This is a genomic window from Novosphingobium sp. (assembly GCF_019748365.1).
Classification (GTDB): domain Bacteria; phylum Pseudomonadota; class Alphaproteobacteria; order Sphingomonadales; family Sphingomonadaceae; genus Novosphingobium.
This window is the reverse complement of record NZ_JAIEPN010000121.1, coordinates 1-23,757: the sequence shown is the minus strand read 5'-3', so window position 1 is coordinate 23,757 and position 23,757 is coordinate 1. Positions and strand designations below refer to the sequence as shown.

Genomic DNA, 23,757 nt, shown 5'->3' with positions numbered 1-23,757 from the left:
GATCAGGTCAGATCGCCAAGGCCGATCACCGTTCCGGCCTCCGCAGCTGCCATGGCGGCTCGGCGCAGGCGTTCGATTTCGAGCCGGGCGGGCGGGGCTTCCTCGTCCGGCAGCGCGGCGAGGCTCTTTTCGTAGATTTCGCGGAAGTCTTCGGCGAATTCGGGGTGGGTGAGGATCAGGCCGTCGCCACGCTCCATGCCGGCGAGGATCTTGGTGCCGACTTCGTACGGGTCCATCCCCGCTTCGAAGGCGGTGCCGAATTGTTCGAGTTCGCTGCGTTCCACCGGGGCAAAGCCGCTGTCGCCGAACTCTGTGGGCCGCTTCAGCGCCGAATCCCACGCATTGGTGCGGGTGAGCGCCGGGCAGCAGAGCGAGCAACCGATGCCATGGGGCGCCAGATTGTAGCGCAGCGATTCGGTGAGGCCGCGCACCGCGAACTTGCTGGCGGTGTAGATGCCCGCCTGCGGACCCGGCAGGAAGGCGGCCATGCTGGCGACGTTGACGACATGGCGGCGGCCAGCGCCGGCTTTCAGCTTGGGCAGGAAGCTGACGAGGCCATTGACGACGCCGCCGAAGTTGACGCCCATGATCCAGTCGTAATCGGCGTAGCTCGCCTCGTCCGTCGGGCCGAACACGCTGACGCCCGCGTTGTTTACGAGCACGTGGACCGCGCCGAAGTGGGCTTCGACCTGCTCTGCAGCAGCAGCGAAAGCGGCGCGGTCGGTCACGTCGAGCCTGATGAACAGCGGTTCCTCGCGGCCCCTGGCGGCGAACCATGCGGCGGTCTGGGCGCGGTGGTCTTCGTTGCGATAGCTCAGCGCAAGGCGCAGCCCCGCATCGCTGAAAGCCTGCGCGACGCCGAGGCCGATGCCGGTGACGCCGCCGGTGATGAAGGCGACTTGTCCTTGAAAACTCATGCCTTCTCGCTTTCCTCAAGTTTGCGCCCGGCGGTTTCAGGCATGCCGAACCAGGCGACGACCAGAGCCAGCACCATCATGGCGAAGGGATACCAGAACCCCGCCATGACATCGCCCGTCGTCGCGACGATGGCCTGTATGATGAACGGCATGAACCCGACGAAGATGCCGACGCCGAAATTGTAGGACGTAGCGAGCGAGGTGTAGCGGGTGCGGGCGGGGAACAGTTCGCACAGCCAGGAGCCCATCGGGCCATAGGCGAGCACGCCGGGCAGTGCGATCACGAGCATGGCCAGCACGATGATCACGAGATTGCGCGCGGGGGGCGTGACCGGCTCCAGCGTGTAGCCCGCCGCCTTGAGCGCGGGGGGCAGCGCTTCCGGATCGGTCGGCTGCCCGGCGATGGTGACGACTGGTGTCGTGCCGGCGGGGGCGTCCACCTTGGTGTAGGGAACGCCGGTGCGGGTCAGGGTATCGAGCAGTTTGCCGCAGGCGCTGGCCTGCGGGCCCTGGGCGAAGGGATTGTAGGAGCAGTCCGGCCCGGTGACGACGACGGGACGCTCCCTTGCCGCGCGCGCCAGGGCGGGGTTGGCCTGATCCGCGATGACATGGAACATCGGGAACAGCACGATCAGGAACATGATGTAGCCGGAGAAGACGACCGGCTTGCGCCCGAACCTGTCTGACAGCCAGCCCGCGAAGACATTGCCCAGCGCCAGCGTGAGCAGCACGCCGATCAGCAGCACGCGGGTCAGCACCGGGTCCATGTGGACCGAGACCTGCAGGAAATTGAGCAGCTGGATCATGCCGGTATAGCCCGCAATCGCCTGCCCTACCGCGCCGCCGAAGGTGACGGCGAGGAGGCGGCGGATCTGCTTTGGCGTGGCGAAGGCTTCGCGCAGCGGGCTCTTGGCGACTTCGCCGGCCTCCTGCATCGCGGCGAAGACCGGGCTTTCGGACAGCTTGAGGCGCATCCACAGCGAGACGGCGAGCAGCACGAGGCTGAGGATGAAGGGAATGCGCCAGCCCCAGACTTCCCACGCGGCCTGGCCCACCAGCGTATTGGTGATGAGCACCACAAGGAGGCTGAGCGAGAAGCCAGTGGTCGCGCCGATCTGAATCCAGCCGGTGTAGAAGCCGCGCCTGTTTCTGGGGGCATGTTCGGCGACATAGATCACCGCGCCGCCATATTCGCCGCCCACCGCGAGCCCCTGCAGCGCGCGCAGCAGCACCATCAGGATCGGCGCGGCGATGCCCCACTGCGCATAGGTTCCGAGGAGGCCGATGGCGGTGGTGGCAAAGCCCATCAGCGTGATGGTGACAAGGAACGTCGTCTTGCGCCCGAAGCGGTCCCCGAAGGTGCCGAACAGGGCGGCGCCCAGCGGGCGAACCGCGAAACCGACGCCGAACGTCGCGAGCGCGAGGAGGAAACCGGCGGCGGGGCTGGAGCCGGGGAAGAACAGCTTGCCGAACAGCGGGGCGAGGGTGCCGTAGATATAGAAATCATACCATTCGAACGCCGTGCCCGCTGCCGAGGCCGCGATCACGGTGCGGATTTCGGCTGTAGTTGGCTCGCGTTTCGAATCCATCCCATTCTCCCCTTTGCCGCAGCATGGCCGCAGCAGAGGCGATTGCCAATCGTTTCGAGAATGGTTAGCCTCACTTACAAATTTCCGGAACACTGGAATGCATGGGAGCAGGATAAATGTCTGATCTGGAAGCACGTCTTGCCGCGCTCGAAAACCGCGTGGGTGAGCTGGAAGACGTCAACGCGATCCGCCGCCTGCAAATGGCCTATGGCTATTACATCGACTACAACCGGCCCGAGGAAGTGGCGGGCCTGTTTGCCGAAGACGGCGCGGTGGTGTTCCTCTCGGGCGAATATCGCGGCCATGCCGGGGTGATGCGGCTCTATGGCACGTGGTTCCAGAACATGTTCACCGATGGCAAGCGCGGGCCGATCCACGGCTTCCTGCTTGATCATTTCCAGCTGCAGGACGTGATCACCGTGGCGCCCGACCGGCAGACCGCCAAGGGCCGCTTCCGGGGTATTCTGGCAGGCGGCTGGCATGATGAAGTGGTGGCGAACAAGCCCGATCACGTGCCGCAGCAATTCTGGGAATCGGGCATCTACGAGAACGACTACGTGCGCGAAAATGGCGTGTGGAAGATCAAGCGGCTCAACTACCTGATGCAGTGGCAGGGCGATTACGAGACCGGCTGGGCGCATACCGTCTCGCACTTGCAGCCTGCCGTGGTCTGCTATCCGGAAAATCCCCTTGGGCCCGATGTGATCCTGCCCGAGGAGAACTACCGCCCGACCTGGCCGCACCGGCAGGAAGTGCCGATGAGCTTTGCCCACCCGGTGCTGGCGGAAGCGTTCCGGCTGGAGGCGTTTGCGGGGCTGAAGGACAAGTAGGGGGTGGGCTAGCGCGGACGGAAGGAAGCCAAGCTCCGTGTCAGGCACGGGCCGACGGGGAAATTGTATGCAAGCATGCGCCGAGCCGCTAGTCTCGGACTTGTGGCATTCGTTCGCGTTTGGGATTGGATTCAATGAACCGCCCGTTGCTTGCAGGCATCATCGTACTTGCGGTGGTCTTGGCCTTGGCTTGGTTTATCTGGGTCGGAACGCGCCAGCCTCGGGCGCTTGCCGTACTCGGGGGCTTTGTTTTTTGGGCAATTCCGCTGTTTTATGCAGGTGGTTGGTCCGCCGGGGCGACCGTAGGCGAAACCACTCTCGTGCTTCTCGTGATCATCGTCCTGTTGATCGTGAGGGATCTCCGGTATGCCGCGCTGTCGTGGGCCAGCCGACCAACCTTGCAATCAAAACCAAATGTTGACCACGCTGGCGGAGCAAGAGACGGCTCATCCAATGGCGAGCAAGAAAGCAGCGAATAGAGATCGCCGTGAGTGAGGGGAGCCGACGGTAACCACTTCGCTTCAAGACTGGCCGGTCAGCCCAGTCCGCCCACCGGCTGGCGGCCCCTAAGCCCCACCCGTCATCCGCGCCAGAATCGCTTGCGCCGCCGCGTGAAACACCGCGCGTTCCTTGGGTGTGAAGTCCGCGAACAAGTGCCCGCCCACTTCGGCCATCGCCGGGATCGTCTGGCGGAACAGGTCCATGCCCGCCGCCGTCAGCCGCACCGGCTTGCGACGGCGGTTGGAGGCGTCGGGGGCCAGTTCGACGAGGCCGCGTTCGTGGAGCGCTGCGATGGCGCGGCTCACGTTCATCGGGGGCAGGCCCATGATGTCCGAGAGTTCGTGCCCGGCGAGGTCGCCTTCGCCGCCGAGCGCGAGGATGATCTTGAGGTCGTTGGGGCTGAGGCCCATCGGCTCGGCCACGCCTTCGCGCATCGGCCGCGCGATGAAGGTGCCCAGCTTGAGCAGATCGACGAGCAGCGCGGCATCTTCGCCCAGATCGAGATCGGGGCGGGCGGGGGCTTCTGATTTGGCGGACCTTGTTGCCATGGGGCGCTTATCGCGTTGACGGACGGCAACGGCAAGGGGGGGCGGTGCGGCGATAGCGCGCCGGGGGAAAAGACCTATGCGCCGGGCAGCGGAAGGGTCTTGCCAAGGACAAATTAGTATGTCTTACTAACAAACGGTAGAACAGTCCCGCAGAGGGCTTCACAAGGAGAGGGGTTCACCCATGGCGAAGACACCCACGCTATCATTGCGTCTTTTTGCTGCCGGCAGTGCGCTTGCGCTTGCTTGCGGCCTCACAGTTCCAGCCTCGGCGCAGCAGGCTCCGCAGGCACAACCTCAGGACGCTGCGGCGACCAGCGACGCGGGCGAGATCAAGGAAATCGTCGTTACCGCGCAGTTCCGTTCGCAGAAGCTGCAGGATACGCCGCTTTCGATCACCGCGATCGATGCGAACCTGCTCGCCTCGCGCAACCAGACGGACCTTTCGCAGATCGCGGCGCAGGCGCCCAACGTGGTGCTCAATGCGCAGGGCGGTGCCTATGGTTCCTCGCTCGGCGCCTCGATCCGTGGCATCGGCCAGTTCGACTTCAACCCCGCCTATGAACCGGGCGTGGGCATGTACATCGACGATGTCTACTACGCGACGCTGACCGGCGGCATCTTCGACCTGCTCGACCTCGACCGCGTGGAAGTGCTGCGCGGGCCGCAGGGCACGCTGACCGGGCGCAACTCGATCGGCGGCGCGATCAAGCTCTTTTCCAAGAAGCCGACCGACGAGAATTCGGGCACGGTGGAGGCCGTCTACGGCAGCCGCCAGCGCGTCGACCTGCGCGGGAGCGCCAACTTCAAGCTGGCCGAGGGGCTTTATGGCCGCGTGTCGGGCGTGTACAAGCGGCAGAACGGCTATGTCGACCAGCTCGACTACGGCTGCGTCTATCCGAACAACACCCAAGGCATCGGCGCGCGGCCGAGCAGCGGCCAGAACTGCCTGATCGACAAGCTGGGCGAGCGCAACTACGCGGGCTTGCGCGCTTCGCTGCGTTATAACCCCAACGACAGCATCGACTACATCGTCTCGGGTGACTACACCTACGAAAACCGCACGAATGCCGCCGAAGTTGTTACCTCGGTGAACCCGGCCCGGGTGAGCAGCACCTACCTGTGCGGCCGCTTCTGCACCTTCGCCAACTTCTATGCGCCGGGCAACACGCCGCCGCCGGGGCTGTCGATCCCGGGGCCCTGGGGCCAGGTCAAGGACGGCTACAACATGCCGAACCGGACGAAGTTCTCCGGCTGGGGCGTTTCGGGCAACGGTACGTTCAAGCTGGGTGACAACTTCAACATCCAGTCGATCACCGCCTACCGCCAATACAGCACGCAGTGGGGCACCGACGACGACTTCACGCCGGACCTCAACGTGGTCGGCCAGGGGTACAATGACCTCAGCTTCTGGTTCTTCAGCCAGGAACTGCGCTTCAACGGCAAGATCGGTGACAAGATCGATTTCACCCTCGGCGGGTTCTATTCCGACCAGAAGTCGACCTACTTCACCCGGCAGGACATCCGCTACATCGCGCCGGGTCTGAACTTCCAGTTCCTCGGCAATGACCCGGTGAACGCGGACAGCAAGGCCGTGTTCGGCACTGTGATCGCGCGGCCGATCGAGGGTCTGACGCTGACGGGCGGCCTGCGCTACACCGAGGAACACAAGGACTATACCTTCATCCGCCAGAATTACGACGGCACGGTCTCGTACTTCCTCGGCGCGCTCAATGGCGTGAAGGCGACGTTCGACGGCAACAAGGTCGACTGGCGCGTTTCGGCGGACTACCGCTTCAGCCCGCAGGTTCTGGCCTATGTCACGGTCGGCACCGGCTTCAAGGGTGGCGGCGTCACCGCGCGTCCGTTCGATGCGCCCCAGGCGCTCAACGGCAGCTTCGGTCCGGAAACGGTCACCGCATATGAGATCGGCCTGAAGACCGACTTGTTCGACCGCCGTCTGCGGGTGAACATTTCGGGCTTCTACAACGATTACAAGGATGTGCAGCTGCCGCTGATCACCTGCGCCTCGCTCGGTTCGAACGCGCCGTGCGGTGCGCGCCAGAACGCGGGCGACGGCAAGATCAAGGGTGTCGAGCTTGAAGTGCAGGCCAATCCGATCGAAGGTCTCGCCTTCGATGGTTCGGTCAGCTACCTCGACGGCGAATGGTCGCGCATCGATCCGCGCGTCGGCAATGCCGTGCTGCTCACCGATCCGATCGCGACGCCGAAGTGGAAGTGGGCGTTCGGCGTGCAGTACCGCGCCGATCTTGGCAAAGCCGGTTCGATCACGCCGCGCTTCGACCTCAGCTACTTCGGCCGCAACAACAACGGCCGGATCACCGGGGGGGCGCCGATCGACTATGCGGCGGCCTATACGCTGGGCAACCTGCGCCTGACCTGGCGGAACCAGCCAGAGGATCTGTCGGTCTCGTTCGAAGTGCAGAACCTCTTCGACAAGTACTACACGCCCTACCGCTTCGCCGCGGTGCAGGCGTTCACCGGCACGATCTACAGCCAGGTCGGCCGGCCGCGCGAATGGGCGGTTACGGTGCAGAAGAAGTTCTGACCCGAAGCACGCACCCGGTTCATGGGGGGAAGGGGCGGCCTCGCAAGGGCTGCCCCTTTTTGCGTTTCGGGGTGCTGCGCGCTTGCTACAACGCTATCATTTGTTAGAATCATGCCGGGCCGAATCCGGCCATGATGTCAGGGGAGAGACTGCGCGATGCTCGATCGGGCCGCCTACGAGCGCTATCTCGCCGCGTTCAACGCGCGCGATTATGATGGGGTTGCCGATTTCTACGTCGATCCGCCGCGGATGGAATTCTTCGGGATCGTGATCACCTCGCGGCAGGAACTGAAGGACTTCTACGCCTGGCTTCACGACAACGTGGACGAGCATGTGCGGATCCTCAATTTTGCGGCGGGCGAGACGTGCACAGCGATCGATGCGATCGTGCGGATCGCCGCGAAGAAGGACCTGACGCGCGAGGCGCTTGATGCGAAGGGCGCGACCGGTTTCTTCCCGATTAAGGCGGGCGACGTGCAGGAAATCCGCCAGTTCATCTTCTACACCACGCACGGCGGACGGATCGAGAAAGTCGAATGCGCGCTGCCCCCGCCACTGGCCGATAACGCCTGAGAGGACCCGACCGATGACCCTGCTTCCCGACGGCGTTGCCATTGCCCATCCCGAACATCTCTTCATCGGCGGGCGCTGGGTGCCCGCGCACAGCGGCCGCCTGATCGAGCTGATCTCGCCCGACACCGAGCAGGTGGTGGGCCGCGTGGCCGAGGCCGATGAGGCCGACATGGACGCGGCGGTCGCCGCGGCGCGGGCGGCGTTCGACCATGGGCCCTGGCCGGGCATGGCCCCGGCCGAGCGCATTGCCGCGTTCCGGCGCATGGTGGCGCATCTGGAAGGCCGGGTCGCGGAACTCGCGCGGTGCTGGACGGCGCAGATGGGCGGGCTCGCGAGCTTTGCCGGGCCGATGCATGGCGGATCGGTCGCGGTGCTCGGCGGGATTGCCGCGATGGCCGAGAGCTTTGCCTTTGTGGAGCAGCGGCCGAGCATGGGCGCGGCTGCGGGGTTTGTCGTGCATGAGCCGGTCGGCGTGGTCGCGGCCATCGCGCCGTGGAACGGGCCGTTCGGGATCATGGCCAACAAGGTGGCCTATGCGCTGCTCGCGGGCTGCCCGGTGATCATGAAGCCTTCGCCCGAAACGCCGCTTGAGGCCTATATCATTGCCGAGGCGGCAGAGGCCGCGGGGCTGCCGGTGGGGGTGGTGAACCTCGTGACGGGGCACCGCGAGGCGAGCGATCACCTCGTGTGCAACCACGGCGTCGACAAGGTGAGCTTCACCGGATCGACTGTGGCGGGCCAACGCATCGCGGCGGTTTGCGGGGAGCGGATCGCGCGCTGCACGCTGGAACTGGGCGGCAAATCCGCCGCGCTGGTCCGCGATGACTTCCCCATCGATGCGGCGGCGAAGATGCTGGCGGGCACGATCACGATGATGAGCGGGCAGGTCTGCGCGATGCTGAGCCGCGTGATCGTGCCGCGCGCGCGGCATGACGAGCTGGCGGATGCGATTGCCGGCGAGATGCGCAAGGTGGTGATCGGCCATTCGGACAACCCGGCGACGCAGCTGGGGCCGCTCGCGATGAAGCGCCAACGCGACCGGGTGGAGATGTATATCGAGGAAGGCCGGAAGGTTGCCGATCTGGTCTGCGGCGGGGCGCGTCCGGCGCATCTCAATCAGGGCTATTTCATCGAGCCGACCTTGTTCGCCAATGTGCCCAACGACAGCCGCATTGCGCAGGAGGAAATCTTCGGCCCCGTGCTCAGCCTGATCCCGGCGGAGGACGAGGAGGACATGATCCGTATCGCCAACGATTCCAGGTTCGGCCTCAATGGGTCGGTGCTGACGTTTGACGTCGATGCGGCGTACCGCATCGGGCGGCGCGTGCGCACGGGCGGGTTTGGCCAGAACGGGCTCAGAATGGATTTCGGGCTGCCTTATGGCGGGTTCAAGCAGTCCGGCATCGGCCGCGAAGGCGGGCGCGAGGGGTTCATGCCCTATCTGGAGGTGAAGACCTTGCTGCTGGATGGGGTGCCAAGCGCGCTTTAACCCCGGATGATACCTTTTCCGTCGCCCCGTGCTTGACACGGGGCTTGGCTGTTCTTCTGGCGCGGCGCTGGGAAAGAAAAGCCAAGGCCCGTGTCAAGCACGGGCCGACGATCCTGTGTGTTGTCATCGCGGTCCAACAGACTTCAACCCCGTTCGTGTCGAGCGAAGTCGAGACACCAAGTGCTGCGTGTGGTGTCTCGACTTCGCTCAACACGAACGGTCTCGTTGTGGGTTATCCCAGCTCCACACATCCCCCGTCGACATAAAGATCGACCCCGTTGATGAAGCTGGCTTCCTTGCTGGCGAGGAACAGGACCGCGCGGGCCACCTCCTCCGCTTCGCCCATGCGCCCCAGCGGCACCACACCGCCGAGCATCGCACGGGTGGCTTCGATTTCCGCCTCGCTCGCGCCGCGCTTGAAGATTTCGGTCTCGGTCGGGCCGGGGCTCACCATGTTGACGCGGATCTGGCGGGGGAGGAGTTCCTTGCCGACGGTTCTCGCCATGGCGCGCAGGCCGGCCTTGGCCGAAGCATAGGCGACATTGCCGGCCAGCGCGAGTTCGGCGCCGATCGAACCGGTGATGACGATCGCGCCGCCATCGCGCAGCAGCGGCAACGCATTCTGGATCGCGAAGAAGGCGCCGCGCAGGTTGACACTGTGGATGCCGTCCCAGAACTCCTCGGTAACATGGGGCATGGCGGCGAATCCGCCGACACCGGCATTGACGAAGAGCACGTCGATCCCGCCGAGGCTGTGCTCGATTTCGGCGAGGGCAGCTTTGGTCTGCGCGACATCACCCATGTCCGCCACGATACCGAGCGCGCCCAGCTCCTCGGCAGCCAGGCCAAGGGTCTCCCGGTTGCGCCCGGTGATTGCCAGTTTCGCGCCCTCGGCGGCGAACATCCTCGCCGCAGCAAGCCCGATCCCCGCATTGCCGCCAAGGATGACGACGCATTTGTCGGTAAAGCGCATCGGCCCCTCAGAACATCGTGTTGGTGTTGGCGGACACTTCGGGCACCGGGCTGATCACGTCCCAGTGTTCCATGACCTTGCAGCCCTTTACGCGGAACATGTCGACCACGGCAAAGCCGCGCTTCTGTTCGGGTGTGCCGTCTTCCTGCCAGCCGTGGCTGTGCGCGGCGACAAGGTTTCCGTCCGCGATGATGCGGTGGATCTTCGTGCGCTGACCGGGGGTGCTTTCAACGAACTTCGTGAGGAACGCGATGGCCGCCTCGCGCCCGGTCTGGGCATAGGGGTTGTGCTGGATATAGCCCGGATCGACCCACTTCTCGAACGAGGAGCGCACCTTCTTCTCGATGTAGAATTCATGGAGGAACTGGGTGACGACCTGCTTGGGGGTGAGCTTGCAGGTCTTCGCTTCGGCAGCGGGGGCGAGGGCCAGCAGCGCAAGGGCGGAGAGGGCAGCGAGGCGCATCGGGCTTCCTTTCAGAACATCGAGTTGGGATTGACGGGGTTCGCGGGCACGTCCTGCAGCACGTCCCAGTGCTCGACGATCATGCCATTTTCGCAGCGGAAGATATCGACCACGGCAAGGCCTGGATCGCCCTGCCAGCGCTCGACATGGGTGTGGACGATCACGTGATCGCCCTCGGCAAAGCTGCGGTGGATGGTCTGCTTCGCATCGGGGGATTCCACTTTTACATGGTCGAGAAAGGCTTTGAGCGCATCAACGCCGGGCGGGGCAAGCATCGAGTGCTGGATGTAATCGGGCGAAATGTAGCGGTCGACCGCAGAGCTATCCATGGCGATGAGGACCTTGTGGTACATCTCGATCACGAGGTCGTGGTTGGCCTGTTCGGCGGCGGTTCGCGCCATCGACTCTCTCCCCTTTTATTCTAACATTTGATACGGTATGCCGGAAAACGAAAGGCGTCAAAGCCTCATGGGAGAGATTATGGACCGCGCTGGTCTTTACGCCGCACTCGACACGTTCCTCGCCGCGCTGAATGCAGGCGATCACACCCGGCTGGACTGGGCTCCTGGCGCGTTTCATAGCGAAAACAACGTGATGCTCGAAATCGGCGACGGGGTGTGGGGGACGATCCAGAAGCTCGGCGATTACCAGCTGCGCTTCGCCGATACGCGAGCCGGGCAGGTCGGCTATTTCGGCACGGTGATCGAGGCGATCGAGGAATCGGCCTTCACTTTGCGGCTCAAGATCACCGAGTCCGGACAGATCGCCGAGTGCGAGATGTTGATCGTGCGGCAATCGGACAGCGGCATCAAGTTCGAGAACCCGCGTTATTGGGACAAGCCGATCCTCCATCGCGAAGTGGTGGCCCCGGTGCCGCGCGCGGAGATGATCGCGCTGTCGAACGGCTATTTCGATACGCTGCAGCGGAACGACGGGACGATCCACACGAAGTTCCATCCCGATTGCAACCGCGTGGAAAACGGCGTCCAGACGACGCGCAACCCGGAGTTTGCGAAGATCGTGCCGGTCTCGGCGCTGGGCTGCGAGGAGCAGTTCCGCATGGGTAATTATCGCTACGACGACGACCTGCGCGCGCGGCGGTTTCCGCTGGTGGACGAGGAGCGGGGGCTGGTGCTGGCCTATGGCTTCATCGACCATTCGGGCCGCATCGACGAATACCAGCTGACCGACGGGCGCACGGTGAAAAGCCCGGTGCGGCGGCCGCACAGCTTCTATATCTCCGAGCTGTTCAAGATCGACCATGGCATGATCGAGCAGATCGAGGCGAACTTCATCACGGTGCCCTATCGGATGCCGAGCCCGTGGGATTCGCTATGATCCGGCGGTTTGCGCTTGCTGTCCTCGCCGCCTGCGCACTCGGCGCGGCGCCACCCATGGTCGGGGCCGGTAGCGAATGGACCAGCCCGGGCGGGGATGCGGGCAAGACGCATCATTCGGCGCTGACGCAGATCAACGCGGGCAATGTCGGCGCGCTGGGCCTCGCCTGGCAGGCCGAACTGGGCACCATGCGCGGGATGGAAGCGACGCCGGTGATGGTCGGCGGGGTGCTCTATACCTCGGGCGTTGCGGGCCGGGCCTATGCCTTCGATGCCGCGACGGGCAAGCAGCTCTGGGCCTTCGAGCCCGAAGTCGACATGCAGCTCAACCGCACGGCGTGCTGCGACATGGTCAACCGCGGCGTGGCGGTGGCGCGGGGCAAGGTCTATGTCGCGACGCTTGATGGCTGGCTCTATGCGCTCGATGCCAAGACCGGCGCGGTGGTGTGGAAGACCGACTTCATCGAAGACCGCCGCAAGGGCGACAATTCGACCGGCGCGCCGGAGATTGCCGGCGATGTCGTCGTCATCGGCATGGCGGGCGCGGAATACGACGTGCGCGGCTATGTCACGGCGCTCGATCTGGAGACGGGCAAGCTGCGCTGGCGCTGGCACGTGGTGCCGAAGGATCCGGCGCTGGGACCGCAGGAAACGCCCGAGCTTGAAGCGGCGCTGAAGACCTGGGACCCGAAGAGCCGCTGGGATGTGGGCGGCGGCGGGGCGCCGTGGGATGCGATCGTGTTCGATCCCGAGACCGGGTACCTGCTCGTCGGCACCGGCAATGGCGGACCCTACGCGACTTCGAAGCGCAGCCCTGCGGGCGGGGACAACCTCTATCTCGGCAGTCTGGTCGCGCTTGATCCCAAGACGGGCCGGATGGTCTGGCACTATCAGGAGACGCCGGGGGACAACTGGGACTTCACCTCGACCCAGCCGCTGATCCTGACGCACCTCAAGGTGGATGGGGCGGATCGCTCCGTGATCCTCCATGCGCCCAAGAACGGCTTCCTCTATGTGATTGACCGGGCGAGCGGGAAACTGCTCAAGGCCAATCCGCTGGTGCGGATGAACTGGGCCAAGGGCATCGATCCCGCCACCGGACGGCCGATCCTGACGCCTGAGGACAGCGACTATACCGCAGGGCCGAAGATCGTGTTTCCGGCCACACCCGGCGCGCGCAACTGGCATCCCGCGTCGTTCGATCCGGCAACCGGGCTCTACTATGCGGCGGTGCTCGATCTCGGGAACCTGATCTTCATGACGCCGGGGCAGAAGCCCTTGAAGGCGCGCGGGCTCAACAACGATGCGGCGCTGATCTTCACGACCGACGTCAAGGACGCGCTGGCGATGTTCCCGCCGCCTATCGCCGATGCGGTGCGTGCGCTGCCCGCTTATGCCGAGGCGCTGAAGGATCCCGGCACCGCGCAGATCCGGGCGATCGAGCCGCTGACGGGGCGGACGGTGTGGGCGGCGAACACCGCGGGCTGGCAGGACCGCGCGGGCGTGCTGACGACAGCCTCGGGGCTGCTGATCCACGGCGATGTGGGCGGGCGGCTTTATGTGCGCGACGCCAGGACCGGCGCGGTGCTGAAGCGCATCGAAACGGGCACGCCGATCATGGCGGCGCCGATGACCTACGAAGTGAACGGTGTGCAGTATATCGCGGTCATGGCCGGGTGGGGCGGAGGCGGGTTCCCGTTCGTGCCGCGCTATGCGGCGGCTTATGACCGGGGGAACCTCAACCGGCTGCTGGTGTTCAGGCTGGGCGGGGGCAAGGTGAAACAGCCGCCGCTCCTGCCGCCGCTGGAAGTCGCGCCCGAGCCGCCGGCGCAGGCGGCGGGCGTGACAGCGGAGACCATCGCGCGCGGGCAGGGGTTGTTCTTCGGCAATTGCGCGATCTGCCATGCCAACCGGCACCGCTCGATCACGCCGGATTTGCGCCGGATGCAGCCGGGGACGCACGAAATGTTCCGCCAGATTGTATTGGAAGGCGCGCTCGTGCCGGGCGGGATGCCGCGCTGGGATGATATCCTCTCGCCCGGCGATGCCGATGCGATCCACGCCTATCTGATCGACCAGCAGAAGCAGACGCGGGCCGATGAACTGGCGAAGGTGAAGGCGGGCAAGCCGCTGGATGGGCCGAGCCTGACCATTCTCTCGAATTACTGAAGGGTTGCACCATGGACTTCTCCACTCTCGACAACCCGCGACTTGAGTTCGCCTTTGCCTGCACCTTGCGCTTCACGCGGGTGCAGGCGATCCCCGATGTGCCGACGGGGGGCATGCGCAGCGCGGTCTATGTCGACAGCGGCGAGTTCGAGGGGCCGCGGCTGAAGGGCCGTGCAGTGCCCAATTCGGGGGGCGATTATGCCTTCTTCCGGCCCGATGACACCGCGGTGTTCGATGCGCGCTATATGCTCGAGGTCGATGATGGCACGCTGATCTACATGCAGAACAAGGGGTTCCTGTGGGGCCGCGAGCCGGGGACGATGGAGCGGCTGCGCAACTGGGCTTTTGCGGGCGGCGCGCCGGTGCCACATGCCGAATACTATCTGCGCGCGCAGCCGACATTTGAAACCAGCAAGGGGCCGCATGACTGGCTGACGCGGCACGTGTTCATCGGCGTCGGCGAGCGGCGGCCCGATGGCAATCACGTGCGGTATTATGCGCTGACGTGAATTGCCCAGATCCGTTCGTCCCGAGCGTAGTCGAGGGGCCAAGTTCGAGCGAAGCCGAGAACGGGTTGGACGGGGCCTCGGCTTCGCTCGGCCCATGTCCCTCGACTTCACTCGGGACGAACGGATTGAGGAGTTTTGCTTGACGACAAACGCGTCTCGCGGCACAACGCTAACAATTGGTAGAAAATAGACATGGGAGAATACCGCCGGTGAAGCTGCATCTGCCGCCCCGCGTCAGCCCCAAAGCGTTTGATGCGATGCTTGCCGCCTCGGCTAAGGTGGTGGGCAAGGATTGGGTCATGGCGAGCGACGCCGACCGCGACGCCTATTCCGATGTCTATGCGCCGGGCTCGTCCGAGGAATGGCCCGCAGGCGCGGCGATTGCGCCCGCGAGTGTCGAGGAAGTGCGCGCGATCGTGCGGCTGGCGAACGAGCACAAGACGCCGCTCTGGCCCGTCGCGCGCGGCAAGAACCTGGGATACGGCACCGCCGCACCGCGCCTGGCGGGCTCGATCGTGCTCGACCTTGGGCGCATGAACAAGATCCTCGAGCTCGACAGCAAGCTGTCCTACTGCGTGGTCGAGCCGGGGGTGGGCTTCTTTGATCTTTACGACGCGATCCAGCGCGAAAAGGCGCCGCTGTGGCTTTCGGTGCCGGGCAATGCCTGGGGATCGGTGCTGGGCAACGCGCTCGATCACGGGATCGGGTATACCTCGTATGGCCTCCATGCGCGCAACCTGTGCGGGATCGAGGCGGTGCTGCCCGACGGCGATCTGGTGCGCACCGGCATGGGCGCGATGGAGGGGAACCCCGCCTGGCACTTGTTCCCGTTCAGCTATGGGCCGACCTTCGATCTGGCGTTCACGCAATCGAACCTGGGTGTGGTGACCAAGGCGGGCGTGTGGCTGCAGCCTGCGCCCGAAACCAGCCTCGAGATCGTCTGGGATATCCCGAACGAGGAAGACATTGCCTGGGTGATCGACACGATTGCCCCGCTCAAGATTTCGGGCCTGATCGACCAGAACGTGTTCGTGCCCTCGTGGCTGGGCAAGATGGTGCTGAAAGGCCAGCGCAAGGACTTCTGGGACAAGCCGGGGGCGATCCCCGAATGGCGGGTGCAGGAGCTGCTGAAGCAGTACAAGCTGGGCTACTGGCAGGTGGCGCTCAGGCTCTATGGCGAGGAGCCGGTGGTCAGGGCGCGCGCGGAAGTGGTCAAGGCGGCGATGAAGCGGCACCTTGATGCGGCGCCTGCCGAGCATTGGTGGCGGCAGGGTGATCCCATCGGCCAGTACGAGACGACGATGGGTGTGCCCTCTGCTGTGCCGCTGCAGATGTCCGACTGGATCGGCGGGCGCGGGGCGCACATGGGCTTCTCGCCCGTGGTGCCAGCGACAGGCCATCACGTGATGGACCAACTGAAGCGCAGCCGGAAGATCATTGCCGATCACGATGTGGACTTCTATGCGAGCTTCACTATCGGCGGGCGCTTTGCCAACAATATCAACATGCTGATGTATGATCGCGATCAACCGGAAATGGTGGCGAACATGCGCAAGCTGTTCGATGCGCTGATCGTGGAGACGGCCAAGGCGGGCTATGCCGAGTACCGCACGCATCTGGGCTGGATGGACCCGGTGGCCGATACCTTCGGCTTCAACAATCAGGCGCTGCGGCGGATGACCGAGAAAGTGAAGAACGCGCTCGATCCCAATGGAATCGTTGCGCCAGGCAAGCAGGGGATCTGGCCGGCGGCCTATGCCGCACAGCGTGGAGGCAAGGCATGACGAGGATGCTCTCTCGCGCGGTGCTTTTTGCGGGGCTCGTTTTAGCGGGCGGCAGTGCTGTTCTCGCCGATCCTCCGCCAATGATGATGCCGCCCTACATCGTGCGGCCCGAAGCGCCTGCCGGTGACCGGCTGAAACCCAGCGGGGACGGCAAGACCCTGTTCGAGGTCCATTGCGGATACTGCCACCTCGTCGGAGGCATGGGCACCAACCTGCTGACGAAGCAGCGGATGATGATGGGCGAGACGCCGGACAAGGGCCTTCTCGCCAACCGCACCGACCTGACGGCGGACTACGTGAAGAGCGTGGTGCGCATGGGCAAGGGCGCGATGCCGGCGCAGACGAAGGTCGATGTGACCGAGGCCGAGCTTGAGGCGGTTTCCAAGTATCTCGGGAAGGCGGGCTGATGCGGACGACCCGGCGCGACGTGCTCAAGAGTGGCGTTCTGGCCGGCGCGGTCGCGGCTGTGCCGGTTGCGGCCCACGCAGCGCAGGCCGAGGCCGTGGTGGTTTACGACAGCCGCCTTGCCGAATCCGCCAGCTTTGCGGGCGGGCGCGGGATCGACCTGGCCGTGGTGTCCTTGCGCGATGCCCATGCCGCTCTGGCGGATGCGGAGCGGGTCGAGGGGCTGACGCGGTGGAGTGACTGGACGGTACTGCGCGGGCTGCTCGAAGAGCAGGGCCTCAGGCGGACCGCCGAGACGCGGACCTCGGCGCCGCTCTCCGGACATGACGGCCTGCTGCGCTGGAGCATGGCCGCGCGCTGAGGGCAGTTTCCCTGCGTGAAACTTGACCGCTCCGGAGCGCTTAGCGCGGCGGGCCATGTGCGCCTAAGCGGGTGCCGGAATCCTGCCTTAGCGGGCAGGACTGCTTGAACCGTCAGGCGGGCTGATTTAGTATGCAACACTAACAATCAGCTCCGCGTGTCCGGAGTCGGGGGAGAGCTTGGCTGCCATGGTGCTCAACGCATGACCGACGTGACGCTCTATCACTGGGAGCCCAACGCCAATTCGGGCAAGCCGATGCTGGCGCTGATGGAAAAGGGCGTCCCCTTTGCCAGCCACTACATCGATATGCTGCAGTTCGATCAGCACAAGCCGGAATACCTCGCGATCAATCCGCAGGGGACGATCCCGGCGATGACGCACCGGGGGGCCTGGGGTTCGCGCGTGCTGACGGAAAGCACCGCGATCATGGAATACGTGAACGCGGCGTTCGCGGGGCCGGACCTGATGCCCGCGGATGCGCAGGACCGCTGGCGGGTGCGCTGGTGGATGAAGTTCATGGACCAGTGGCTTGGCCCCAGCTTCTCGATGATCGGCTGGAGCGTCTTCGTGGGGCCCCGGGTGCGTGAGCGCGACCCTGAGGAACTGGCCGCCGCGATCGAGCGAATACCGCTGCCCGAGCGGCGCCGGGCGTGGAAGAAGGCGATCAATGGCGATTTCAGTGCCGAGGAAATGGCCGAAAGCCGCCGCCGCGTGGCGCTGGGCGTCGCCAAGCTGGAGGAAGAGCTGGGCAAGCGCGATTACGTTGGTTCGGATGCCTATAGCCTTGCCGATATCAACATCTTCAATTCGACCTATTCGCTCCCGCTCTCGCAGCCCGATCTCGCCAGCAAGGACAAGACCCCCAACATCATGCGCTGGCTGAAGCGCGTCTATGAGCGCGAGGCGGTGCGCAAGACCTGGGCGATGGGCAAGACCGACATGGCGGCGCGCTACAGCCTTGTGATGGAAGGGATCATCTGATGGGCGCGGTGCTCTATCACGGCGAGCCCAACGGGGCCTCGCTCACGGTGCTGGCGGCGCTGGCCGAAAGCGGGCTCGACATTCCCTGCCGGCCGATCGCGCTGCTGGCGGGCGCTCGGCACAGCCTGCCCGGCATTGCCGAGCCGATTGCGCTCGACCTCGGGATCGAGGGCGAGGGGCCGGTGCTGGTGGCGGGCGGCGAGGCGATGACCGAATCGGTGTTCCTCGCGCAGTATCTCGATGAACTGGCGGGGGGCTGCGGGCTGCAGCCCGATGACGCCTATGCCCATTGGGAAATGCTGATGTGGTGCCGCCAGATCACCGAGCGCCTTTCGCCGGCGGCCGCGCTGCTGGGCAATCTGGCATCCTCGCAGGCGGCGATTGCGGCGATCCCGGCAGACGACTTTGCGGCGCTGACCGCAGCGATCGTCTCCGATGATCTGCGCGCGCGCTGGCAGGCGCTGCATGATGGCACGATCGACGCCGCGCAAGTGGCCGATAGCGAGGCCAAGGTCGATCAGACCGCGCAGCGCTGCGAGGACAAGCTCGCGGACGGGCGCGATTTCCTGATGGGCGATTTCTCGATTGCCGATCTCGTCACCTACAGCTGGCTGGCGGGGATGGAGCCGATCCGCCCGGCCGCTTTTGCCGAACGGCCGCGCACGCGCGCCTGGCTCGCCCGTGTGGCGGTTCGGCCCTGTATTCTGGCAGCTATGGCCATGGCCAGCACGCCGGAACCACTTAAGACATGGGCACCCGGCCCGGAAATCAACCGTTGGGGATAACTGCACAATGCGTGCCATCGACTACTTTGACCGCGGCCACGATCGCGACCCGCAGCGCCTCGCGATCATCGATACCGAGAGCGGCCTCAGGCTGACGTTTGCCGAGACAAAGGCGCTCACCGAACGCGTGGCGGCCGCGCTGCAGCGGGGCGGGTTCGAGAATCAGGACCTGCTCGGGCTTTATGGTCCTAATGACGGCATGCTGCTGGTGGTGGTGCTGGCGATGTGGCGCGCCAACGGCAAGTGGATCCCGGTCAACACGCGCAACGCGATCGAGGCCAATGCCGCCTACATCAACTATGTGCGGCTGAAGTGGATGGTCTATCACTCGTCCAAGGCGGATGAGGTGCAGCAATTGAAGGACCTGTGCCCGACGCTGCAGCACTTCGTGTGCCTCGACCAGCGGATGGGCGATGATCCGAGCCTTGAGGAATTCATGGCCGGTGTCAGCGAAGCCGATTTCGTCGAGCCCGAAACCGATGCTTTCGGCAACCTGATGGACATGGTCGGCATCTTTCCGACCGGCGGCACGACCGGCCCTTCGAAGGGCGCGAACGTGACCAACCTCGGCTGGGGAACGATGATCGAGACTGCGGCGGACGGCATGGGCGGGCGCACCGACTCGCCCGTAGCGCTGGTTTCCGCGCCGATCACCCATGCGGCGGGCCCGATCGCGCTTTCGACGCTGAGCCTTGGGGCGACGCAGGTGATCCTGCCGGGCTTTGACGCCGAGCAGGTGCTGCGCACGATCGAGGAGTACAAGGTCACGCACATGTACCTGCCGCCAACGGCGATGTACCAGTGCCTCGCGAGCCCGGAGATCGGCAAGCACGATTACTCGAGCCTCAAGATATTCATCCTCGTCGGTTCGCCCTGCAGCCCGGAAAAGCTGCGCCAGGCGGTGGAGATCTTCGGCCCCTGCATGTGCCAGGCCTATGGGCAGGTCGAATGCCCGATGATTGTCGCGTGGTTCCCGCCGGAGGATGTTGCACGGTTTGCCAAGGACGCGCCGGAAAAGCTCGCTTCGTGCGGCAAGCCGACGCGCTCGATCAAGGTCACGCTGATGGACGATGACGGCAACCACATGCCGCTGGGCGAGGCGGGTGAAATCTGCGTGCGCGGCGCGCTGGTGACGCATTCCTACTTCGAGAAGCCCGAAGAGACCGCCGAAATCCGCAAGTTCGGCTGGCACCACACCGGCGACGTCGGCAAGTTCGATGCGGATGGCTATCTCTATATCGTCGACCGCAAGAAGGACATGGTCGTCTCCGGCGGGTTCAACGTGTTCACCGCCGAAGTCGAAGCGGCCGTGACCGAACTGGCCGCTGTGCGCGAAGCCTGCGTCTTCGGCATCCCGCACGAGAAGTGGGGCGAGCAGGTTCACGCGGTGGTCGTGGCGGATGGCATCACCGGCGAGGAAATCATCGCCTATGCCAAGCAGCGGCTGGGCGGGGTCAAGGCGCCCAAGTCGGTCGAGTTCATCGATGCCATTCCGCGCACCGCCGCCGGCAAGATGGACAAGAAGGCGCTGCGCAAAAAATACTGGGGCGATGCGCAACGTATGGTGAATTGATCCGCGCTCGTTTAAACACGCGATTAAGGAATTCCCGCAACACGTCGGGCCGCAAGGAGAGGGCAGAGAAGTATGCGCGTTTCGTTCGTTCGCAAGCTGGCAATGGCATCGGTTCTCGCACTTTCGGCGGGGGCGGTGGCGCAATCGGGCGCCATGGCCGGGGTTACCGAAGCGATGCTGCTGAACGTGCCGGCAGGCGAATGGCTGAGCTATGGCCGTGATTATGCTGAGCAGCGCTATTCGCCGCTCAAGCAGGTGAACGAGTACAACGTCGACCAGCTGGGTCTGGCCTGGTACGCGGACATGGACACCGCGCGCGGGCAGGAAGCCACTCCGCTGGTGCATGACGGCGTGCTCTACGTCTCGACCGCGTGGTCGATGGTGAAGGCCTACGACGCGAAGACGGGCAAGCCGCTGTGGTCCTACGATCCCAAGGTGCCGCGCGAGACGCTGGTGCGCACCTGCTGCGACGCGGTGAACCGCGGCGTTGCGCTCTATGGTGACAAGGTGTTCGTGGCGGCGCTCGATGGGCGCCTGCTGGCGCTCGACCAGAAGACCGGCAAGCTGATCTGGGAGAAGGTCACGGTCCCCAACCAGACCGACTACACGATCACCGGCGCGCCGCGCATCGTGAAGGGCCGCGTGCTGATCGGTGCGGCGGGCTCGGAATACAAGGCGCGCGGCTACCTTTCGGCCTATGATCCGGAGACGGGCAAGGAAGTCTGGCGCTTCAACACGGTGCCGGGCAACCCCGCCAAGGGCTTCGGCGTCGAGGGCCTCAACAAGGCCGCGCACGAAGCCGCGGCCAAGACCTGGGGCAAGACCAAGTGGTGGACGCTGGGCGGTGGGGGCACGGTCTGGGATTCGATCACCTACGATCCGGAGACCAACCTCGTCCTCTTCGGCACCGGCAATGCCGAGCCGTGGAACCCGGCAGCGAACGGGCGTGAGGGCGACAGCCTCTACACCTCGTCGATCGTGGCGGTGAATGCCGATACCGGGCAATATGCCTGGCACTTCCAGGAAACGCCGGAAGACCGCTGGGACTTCGACTCGGACCAGCAGATCACCATCGCCGACGTGATGATCGGCGGCGAGAAGCGCCATGTCGCGATGCACGCGCCCAAGAACGGGCACGTCTATGTGCTGGATGTGAAGACGGGCAAGTTCCTCTCGGCAACGCCGTGGGTTCCGGTGAACTGGGCAACCGCGATCGATCCCGTGACCGGGCGCCCGACGATCAACCCCGAGGCGCAGTACGAGAAGACCGGCAAGCCTTTCGTGAGCCTGCCCGGCGCGGTTGGCGCGCATTCGTGGCAGCCGCAGAGCTACAGCCCCAAGACCGGCTATCTCTATATCCCGACCAACCTTGCCGCCTTCCCCTATATGGCCGCGGCGGGTTGGAAGCCGACCGACATCGGGTTCCAGACCGGTCTCGACGGCTATGCCGTGGCGATGCCGGCTGATGCCAAGGTGCAGGAGGGCGCCAAGGCGGCGACCACCGGCCAGCTGGTCGCTTGGGATGTCGCCAACCGCAAGCCGGCGTGGAAGGTCGATCTGATCGGCCCGTCGAATGGCGGGGTGCTTTCGACCGCCGGCAACCTCGTGTTTCAGGGCACGGCGGCGGGCGAATTTGTCGCCTATACCGCGAACAAGGGCGAGAAGCTGTGGTCGTTCCCCGCGCAGACCGGGATCATTGCCGCGCCGATGACCTATGCGATCGATGGTGAGCAATATGTCGCCATCATGGTCGGCTGGGGCGGCGTGTGGGATATCGCCACCGGCGTGCTCGCCAACAAGGCAGGCACGACGCGCAATATCAGCCGTCTGCTGGTGTTCAAGCTGGGCGCCAAGGGCCAGCTGCCCGAGGCACCGCCGATGAACCAGATGGTGCTCGATCCGCCGCCGTTCACCGGCACCCAGGCGCAAGCGACTCGCGGCGGGCAGCTCTATGGCCGCTACTGCTCGGTCTGCCACGGCGATGCCGCGGTTTCGGGCGGATTGAACCCCGATCTGCGCCACTCGGCGATCATCAACTCCGCTGACGCGCTGAAGGCTGTCGTGATCGGCGGGCAACTCCACGAACTGGGCATGGTTTCGTTCAAGTCGGCGCTCAAGCCCGCTGACGCGGAGGCCATCCGCATGTATCTCATCAAGCGTGCCAACGAAGACAAGGCGCTGGCATCGCGCTGACAAACTGCTATAGACTAGAACAATCAATAGAGGACGGAGAGACCGATGACCAAACTCTACCCCAATCTGATCGACGGCGAGATGGTGACCACGGCGAACGCGCTCGACGTGGTGAACCCGGCAAACGAGCAGGTGATCGGCCAGGTGCCGGCTTGCGGCGCCGAGGAGCTTGACCGCGCCGTGGCCGCTGCCCGCCGCGCTTTCAAGACCTGGTCGAAGACCCCGGTCGATGATCGCCGCGTGGTTATTCAGAAGATGGCTGCCGCGATCGATGCCAACTTCGACGAGCTGTTCCGCCTGCTCACGGCAGAGCAGGGCAAGCCGCACCAGCAGGCCCAGTTCGAAATCGGCGGCTGCTCGGCGATGATGAACGCGCAGTCGACGCTGACGCTCGAAGAGACGATCAACGAGGACAGCGAGACGCGCCTCAGCCGCACCCGCCGCGTGCCGGTCGGCGTTGTCGGCGGCATCGTGCCGTGGAACTTCCCTCTGCTGATGGCGGTGCAGAAGATCGCCCCGGCGATGCTTTCGGGCTGCACTATCGTGCTCAAGCCCTCGCCGTTCACCCCGCTGACCACGCTGCGCTTTGCCGAGCTGATCAAGGACATCGTGCCGGCCGGCGTCGTCAACATCATCACTGGCGAGGATGCCCTCGGCCCGATGATCACCGCGCACCCGGACATCGACAAGATCACCTTCACCGGCTCGACCGCGACCGGCAAGAAGATCATGGAAGGCGCCTCGAAGGACCTCAAGCGCATCACGCTCGAACTCGGCGGCAACGACGCCTCGATCGTGCTGCCCGATGCCGACGTGCAGAAGGTGGCCGAGCAGCTGTTCTGGTCGAGCTTCACCAACGCGGGCCAGATCTGCGTGGCAGCCAAGCGCATCTACATCCACGAGGATATCTACGACGAGCTGAGCGCGGCCATTGCCGAATACGCGAAGAACGTGAAGGTGGGTGACGGTTCGGAGCAGGGCACCGGCGTGGGTCCGATCCAGAACAAGAAGCAGTTCGACCGCGTGTGCGAGCTGATCCAGGACGCCAAGGACAACGGCTACAAGTTCCTTGTCGGCGGCGATGTCGATCCTTCGGGCTCGGGCTACTACGTGCCGATCACCATCCTCGACAACCCGCCGGAAGACGCGCGCATCGTGGCGGAAGAGCAGTTCGGCCCGGTCATGCCGCTGATGAAGTTCTCGAGCGACGA

The 23,757-nt window shown here is 64.9% G+C and carries 22 protein-coding genes; 16 read left to right on the top strand and 6 right to left on the bottom strand.

Features of this window, described 5'->3' with window-relative positions:
• Positions 1-2 precede the first annotated feature (2 nt).
• Both K5Q19_RS14505 and K5Q19_RS14500 read right to left on the bottom strand, forming a co-directional pair.
• On the bottom strand, positions 3-917 hold the full coding sequence (locus tag K5Q19_RS14505) for an SDR family oxidoreductase (protein WP_292946480.1): 915 nt from the start codon (positions 915-917) through the stop codon (positions 3-5).
• Complete coding sequence (locus K5Q19_RS14500; RefSeq protein WP_292946478.1) at positions 914-2,506, bottom strand: MFS transporter; 1,593 nt, start codon at positions 2,504-2,506, stop codon at positions 914-916. Before K5Q19_RS14500 ends, K5Q19_RS14505 begins: the two co-directional genes overlap by 4 nt.
• A 116-nt stretch (positions 2,507-2,622) precedes the next feature.
• Between K5Q19_RS14500 and K5Q19_RS14495 the strand changes: the two genes are divergently transcribed.
• Positions 2,623-3,336 (top strand): nuclear transport factor 2 family protein, encoded by a 714-nt coding sequence (locus K5Q19_RS14495; RefSeq protein WP_292946475.1) that lies wholly within the window; start codon positions 2,623-2,625, stop codon positions 3,334-3,336.
• Between the two features lie 134 nt (positions 3,337-3,470).
• A complete protein-coding gene (locus tag K5Q19_RS14490) occupies positions 3,471-3,815 on the top strand; it encodes a hypothetical protein (protein WP_292946472.1) in 345 nt (114 codons plus the stop codon).
• A gap of 87 nt (positions 3,816-3,902) precedes the next feature.
• Here K5Q19_RS14490 and K5Q19_RS14485 read toward each other — a convergent pair whose 3' ends face one another.
• On the bottom strand, positions 3,903-4,385 hold the full coding sequence (locus tag K5Q19_RS14485; RefSeq protein WP_292946469.1) for a MarR family transcriptional regulator: 483 nt from the start codon (positions 4,383-4,385) through the stop codon (positions 3,903-3,905).
• A 181-nt stretch (positions 4,386-4,566) separates the two neighbouring features.
• Between K5Q19_RS14485 and K5Q19_RS14480 the strand changes: the two genes are divergently transcribed.
• The 3 genes from K5Q19_RS14480 (at position 4,567) to K5Q19_RS14470 (ending at position 9,013) form a co-directional block, all read left to right on the top strand.
• Complete coding sequence (locus tag K5Q19_RS14480; RefSeq protein ID WP_292946465.1) at positions 4,567-6,951, top strand: TonB-dependent receptor; 2,385 nt, start codon at positions 4,567-4,569, stop codon at positions 6,949-6,951.
• 156 nt (positions 6,952-7,107) lie between these two features.
• On the top strand, positions 7,108-7,524 hold the full coding sequence (locus K5Q19_RS14475; protein ID WP_292946462.1) for a nuclear transport factor 2 family protein: 417 nt from the start codon (positions 7,108-7,110) through the stop codon (positions 7,522-7,524).
• A 19-nt stretch (positions 7,525-7,543) separates the two neighbouring features.
• Positions 7,544-9,013, top strand: coding sequence for an aldehyde dehydrogenase (locus K5Q19_RS14470; protein WP_292946503.1), 1,470 nt, complete (start codon positions 7,544-7,546; stop codon positions 9,011-9,013).
• 232 nt (positions 9,014-9,245) lie between these two features.
• Here the strand turns inward: K5Q19_RS14470 and K5Q19_RS14465 are convergent, their stop codons facing one another.
• Genes K5Q19_RS14465 through K5Q19_RS14455 form a run of 3 tightly spaced genes read right to left on the bottom strand, consistent with a single transcriptional unit; the run spans position 9,246 to position 10,850 of the window.
• Positions 9,246-9,986 (bottom strand): SDR family oxidoreductase, encoded by a 741-nt coding sequence (locus tag K5Q19_RS14465; protein WP_292946459.1) that lies wholly within the window; start codon positions 9,984-9,986, stop codon positions 9,246-9,248.
• Between the two features lie 7 nt (positions 9,987-9,993).
• Positions 9,994-10,449, bottom strand: a complete 456-nt coding sequence (locus tag K5Q19_RS14460; protein ID WP_292946456.1) for a nuclear transport factor 2 family protein — start codon at positions 10,447-10,449, stop codon at positions 9,994-9,996.
• An 11-nt stretch (positions 10,450-10,460) separates the two neighbouring features.
• Entirely contained in the window at positions 10,461-10,850 is a 390-nt protein-coding gene (locus K5Q19_RS14455) for a nuclear transport factor 2 family protein (RefSeq protein WP_292946453.1), read from the bottom strand.
• A gap of 79 nt (positions 10,851-10,929) precedes the next feature.
• On the opposite strand from K5Q19_RS14455, the gene K5Q19_RS14450 reads away from it, so the two are divergent.
• The 11 genes from K5Q19_RS14450 to K5Q19_RS14400 all read left to right on the top strand — a co-directional run.
• Positions 10,930-11,787, top strand: coding sequence for a hypothetical protein (locus K5Q19_RS14450; RefSeq protein ID WP_292946450.1), 858 nt, complete (start codon positions 10,930-10,932; stop codon positions 11,785-11,787).
• Entirely contained in the window at positions 11,784-13,955 is a 2,172-nt protein-coding gene (locus K5Q19_RS14445) for a PQQ-dependent dehydrogenase, methanol/ethanol family (protein ID WP_292946447.1), read from the top strand. Before K5Q19_RS14450 ends, K5Q19_RS14445 begins: the two co-directional genes overlap by 4 nt.
• Positions 13,956-13,966: 11 nt before the next feature.
• Positions 13,967-14,464 carry a DUF3237 domain-containing protein gene (locus K5Q19_RS14440; RefSeq protein WP_292946444.1) on the top strand — a complete coding sequence of 166 codons (498 nt, stop codon included), beginning with the start codon at positions 13,967-13,969 and terminating at the stop codon, positions 14,462-14,464.
• 209 nt (positions 14,465-14,673) lie between these two features.
• Positions 14,674-16,248 (top strand): FAD-binding oxidoreductase, encoded by a 1,575-nt coding sequence (locus K5Q19_RS14435; RefSeq protein WP_292946441.1) that lies wholly within the window; start codon positions 14,674-14,676, stop codon positions 16,246-16,248.
• The gene (locus tag K5Q19_RS14430; RefSeq protein ID WP_292946438.1) at positions 16,245-16,655 is read left to right on the top strand and encodes a cytochrome c; all 411 of its coding nucleotides are present in this window, start codon (positions 16,245-16,247) and stop codon (positions 16,653-16,655) included. Before K5Q19_RS14435 ends, K5Q19_RS14430 begins: the two co-directional genes overlap by 4 nt.
• Positions 16,655-17,014, top strand: coding sequence for a hypothetical protein (locus tag K5Q19_RS14425; protein ID WP_292946435.1), 360 nt, complete (start codon positions 16,655-16,657; stop codon positions 17,012-17,014). The genes K5Q19_RS14430 and K5Q19_RS14425 overlap by 1 nt, the downstream gene beginning before the upstream one ends.
• Positions 17,015-17,215: 201 nt before the next feature.
• Positions 17,216-17,995, top strand: coding sequence for a glutathione S-transferase family protein (locus tag K5Q19_RS14420; RefSeq protein WP_292946432.1), 780 nt, complete (start codon positions 17,216-17,218; stop codon positions 17,993-17,995).
• Positions 17,995-18,780, top strand: a complete 786-nt coding sequence (locus K5Q19_RS14415; RefSeq protein WP_292946429.1) for a glutathione S-transferase family protein — start codon at positions 17,995-17,997, stop codon at positions 18,778-18,780. Before K5Q19_RS14420 ends, K5Q19_RS14415 begins: the two co-directional genes overlap by 1 nt.
• Positions 18,781-18,787: 7 nt before the next feature.
• The gene (locus tag K5Q19_RS14410; protein WP_292946427.1) at positions 18,788-20,353 is read left to right on the top strand and encodes an AMP-binding protein; all 1,566 of its coding nucleotides are present in this window, start codon (positions 18,788-18,790) and stop codon (positions 20,351-20,353) included.
• A 72-nt stretch (positions 20,354-20,425) separates the two neighbouring features.
• A complete protein-coding gene (locus K5Q19_RS14405; RefSeq protein WP_292946425.1) occupies positions 20,426-22,546 on the top strand; it encodes a PQQ-dependent dehydrogenase, methanol/ethanol family in 2,121 nt (706 codons plus the stop codon).
• A 45-nt stretch (positions 22,547-22,591) separates the two neighbouring features.
• A partial coding sequence (locus K5Q19_RS14400; RefSeq protein WP_292946422.1) for an aldehyde dehydrogenase family protein occupies positions 22,592-23,757 on the top strand: 1,166 nt, incomplete at its 3' end.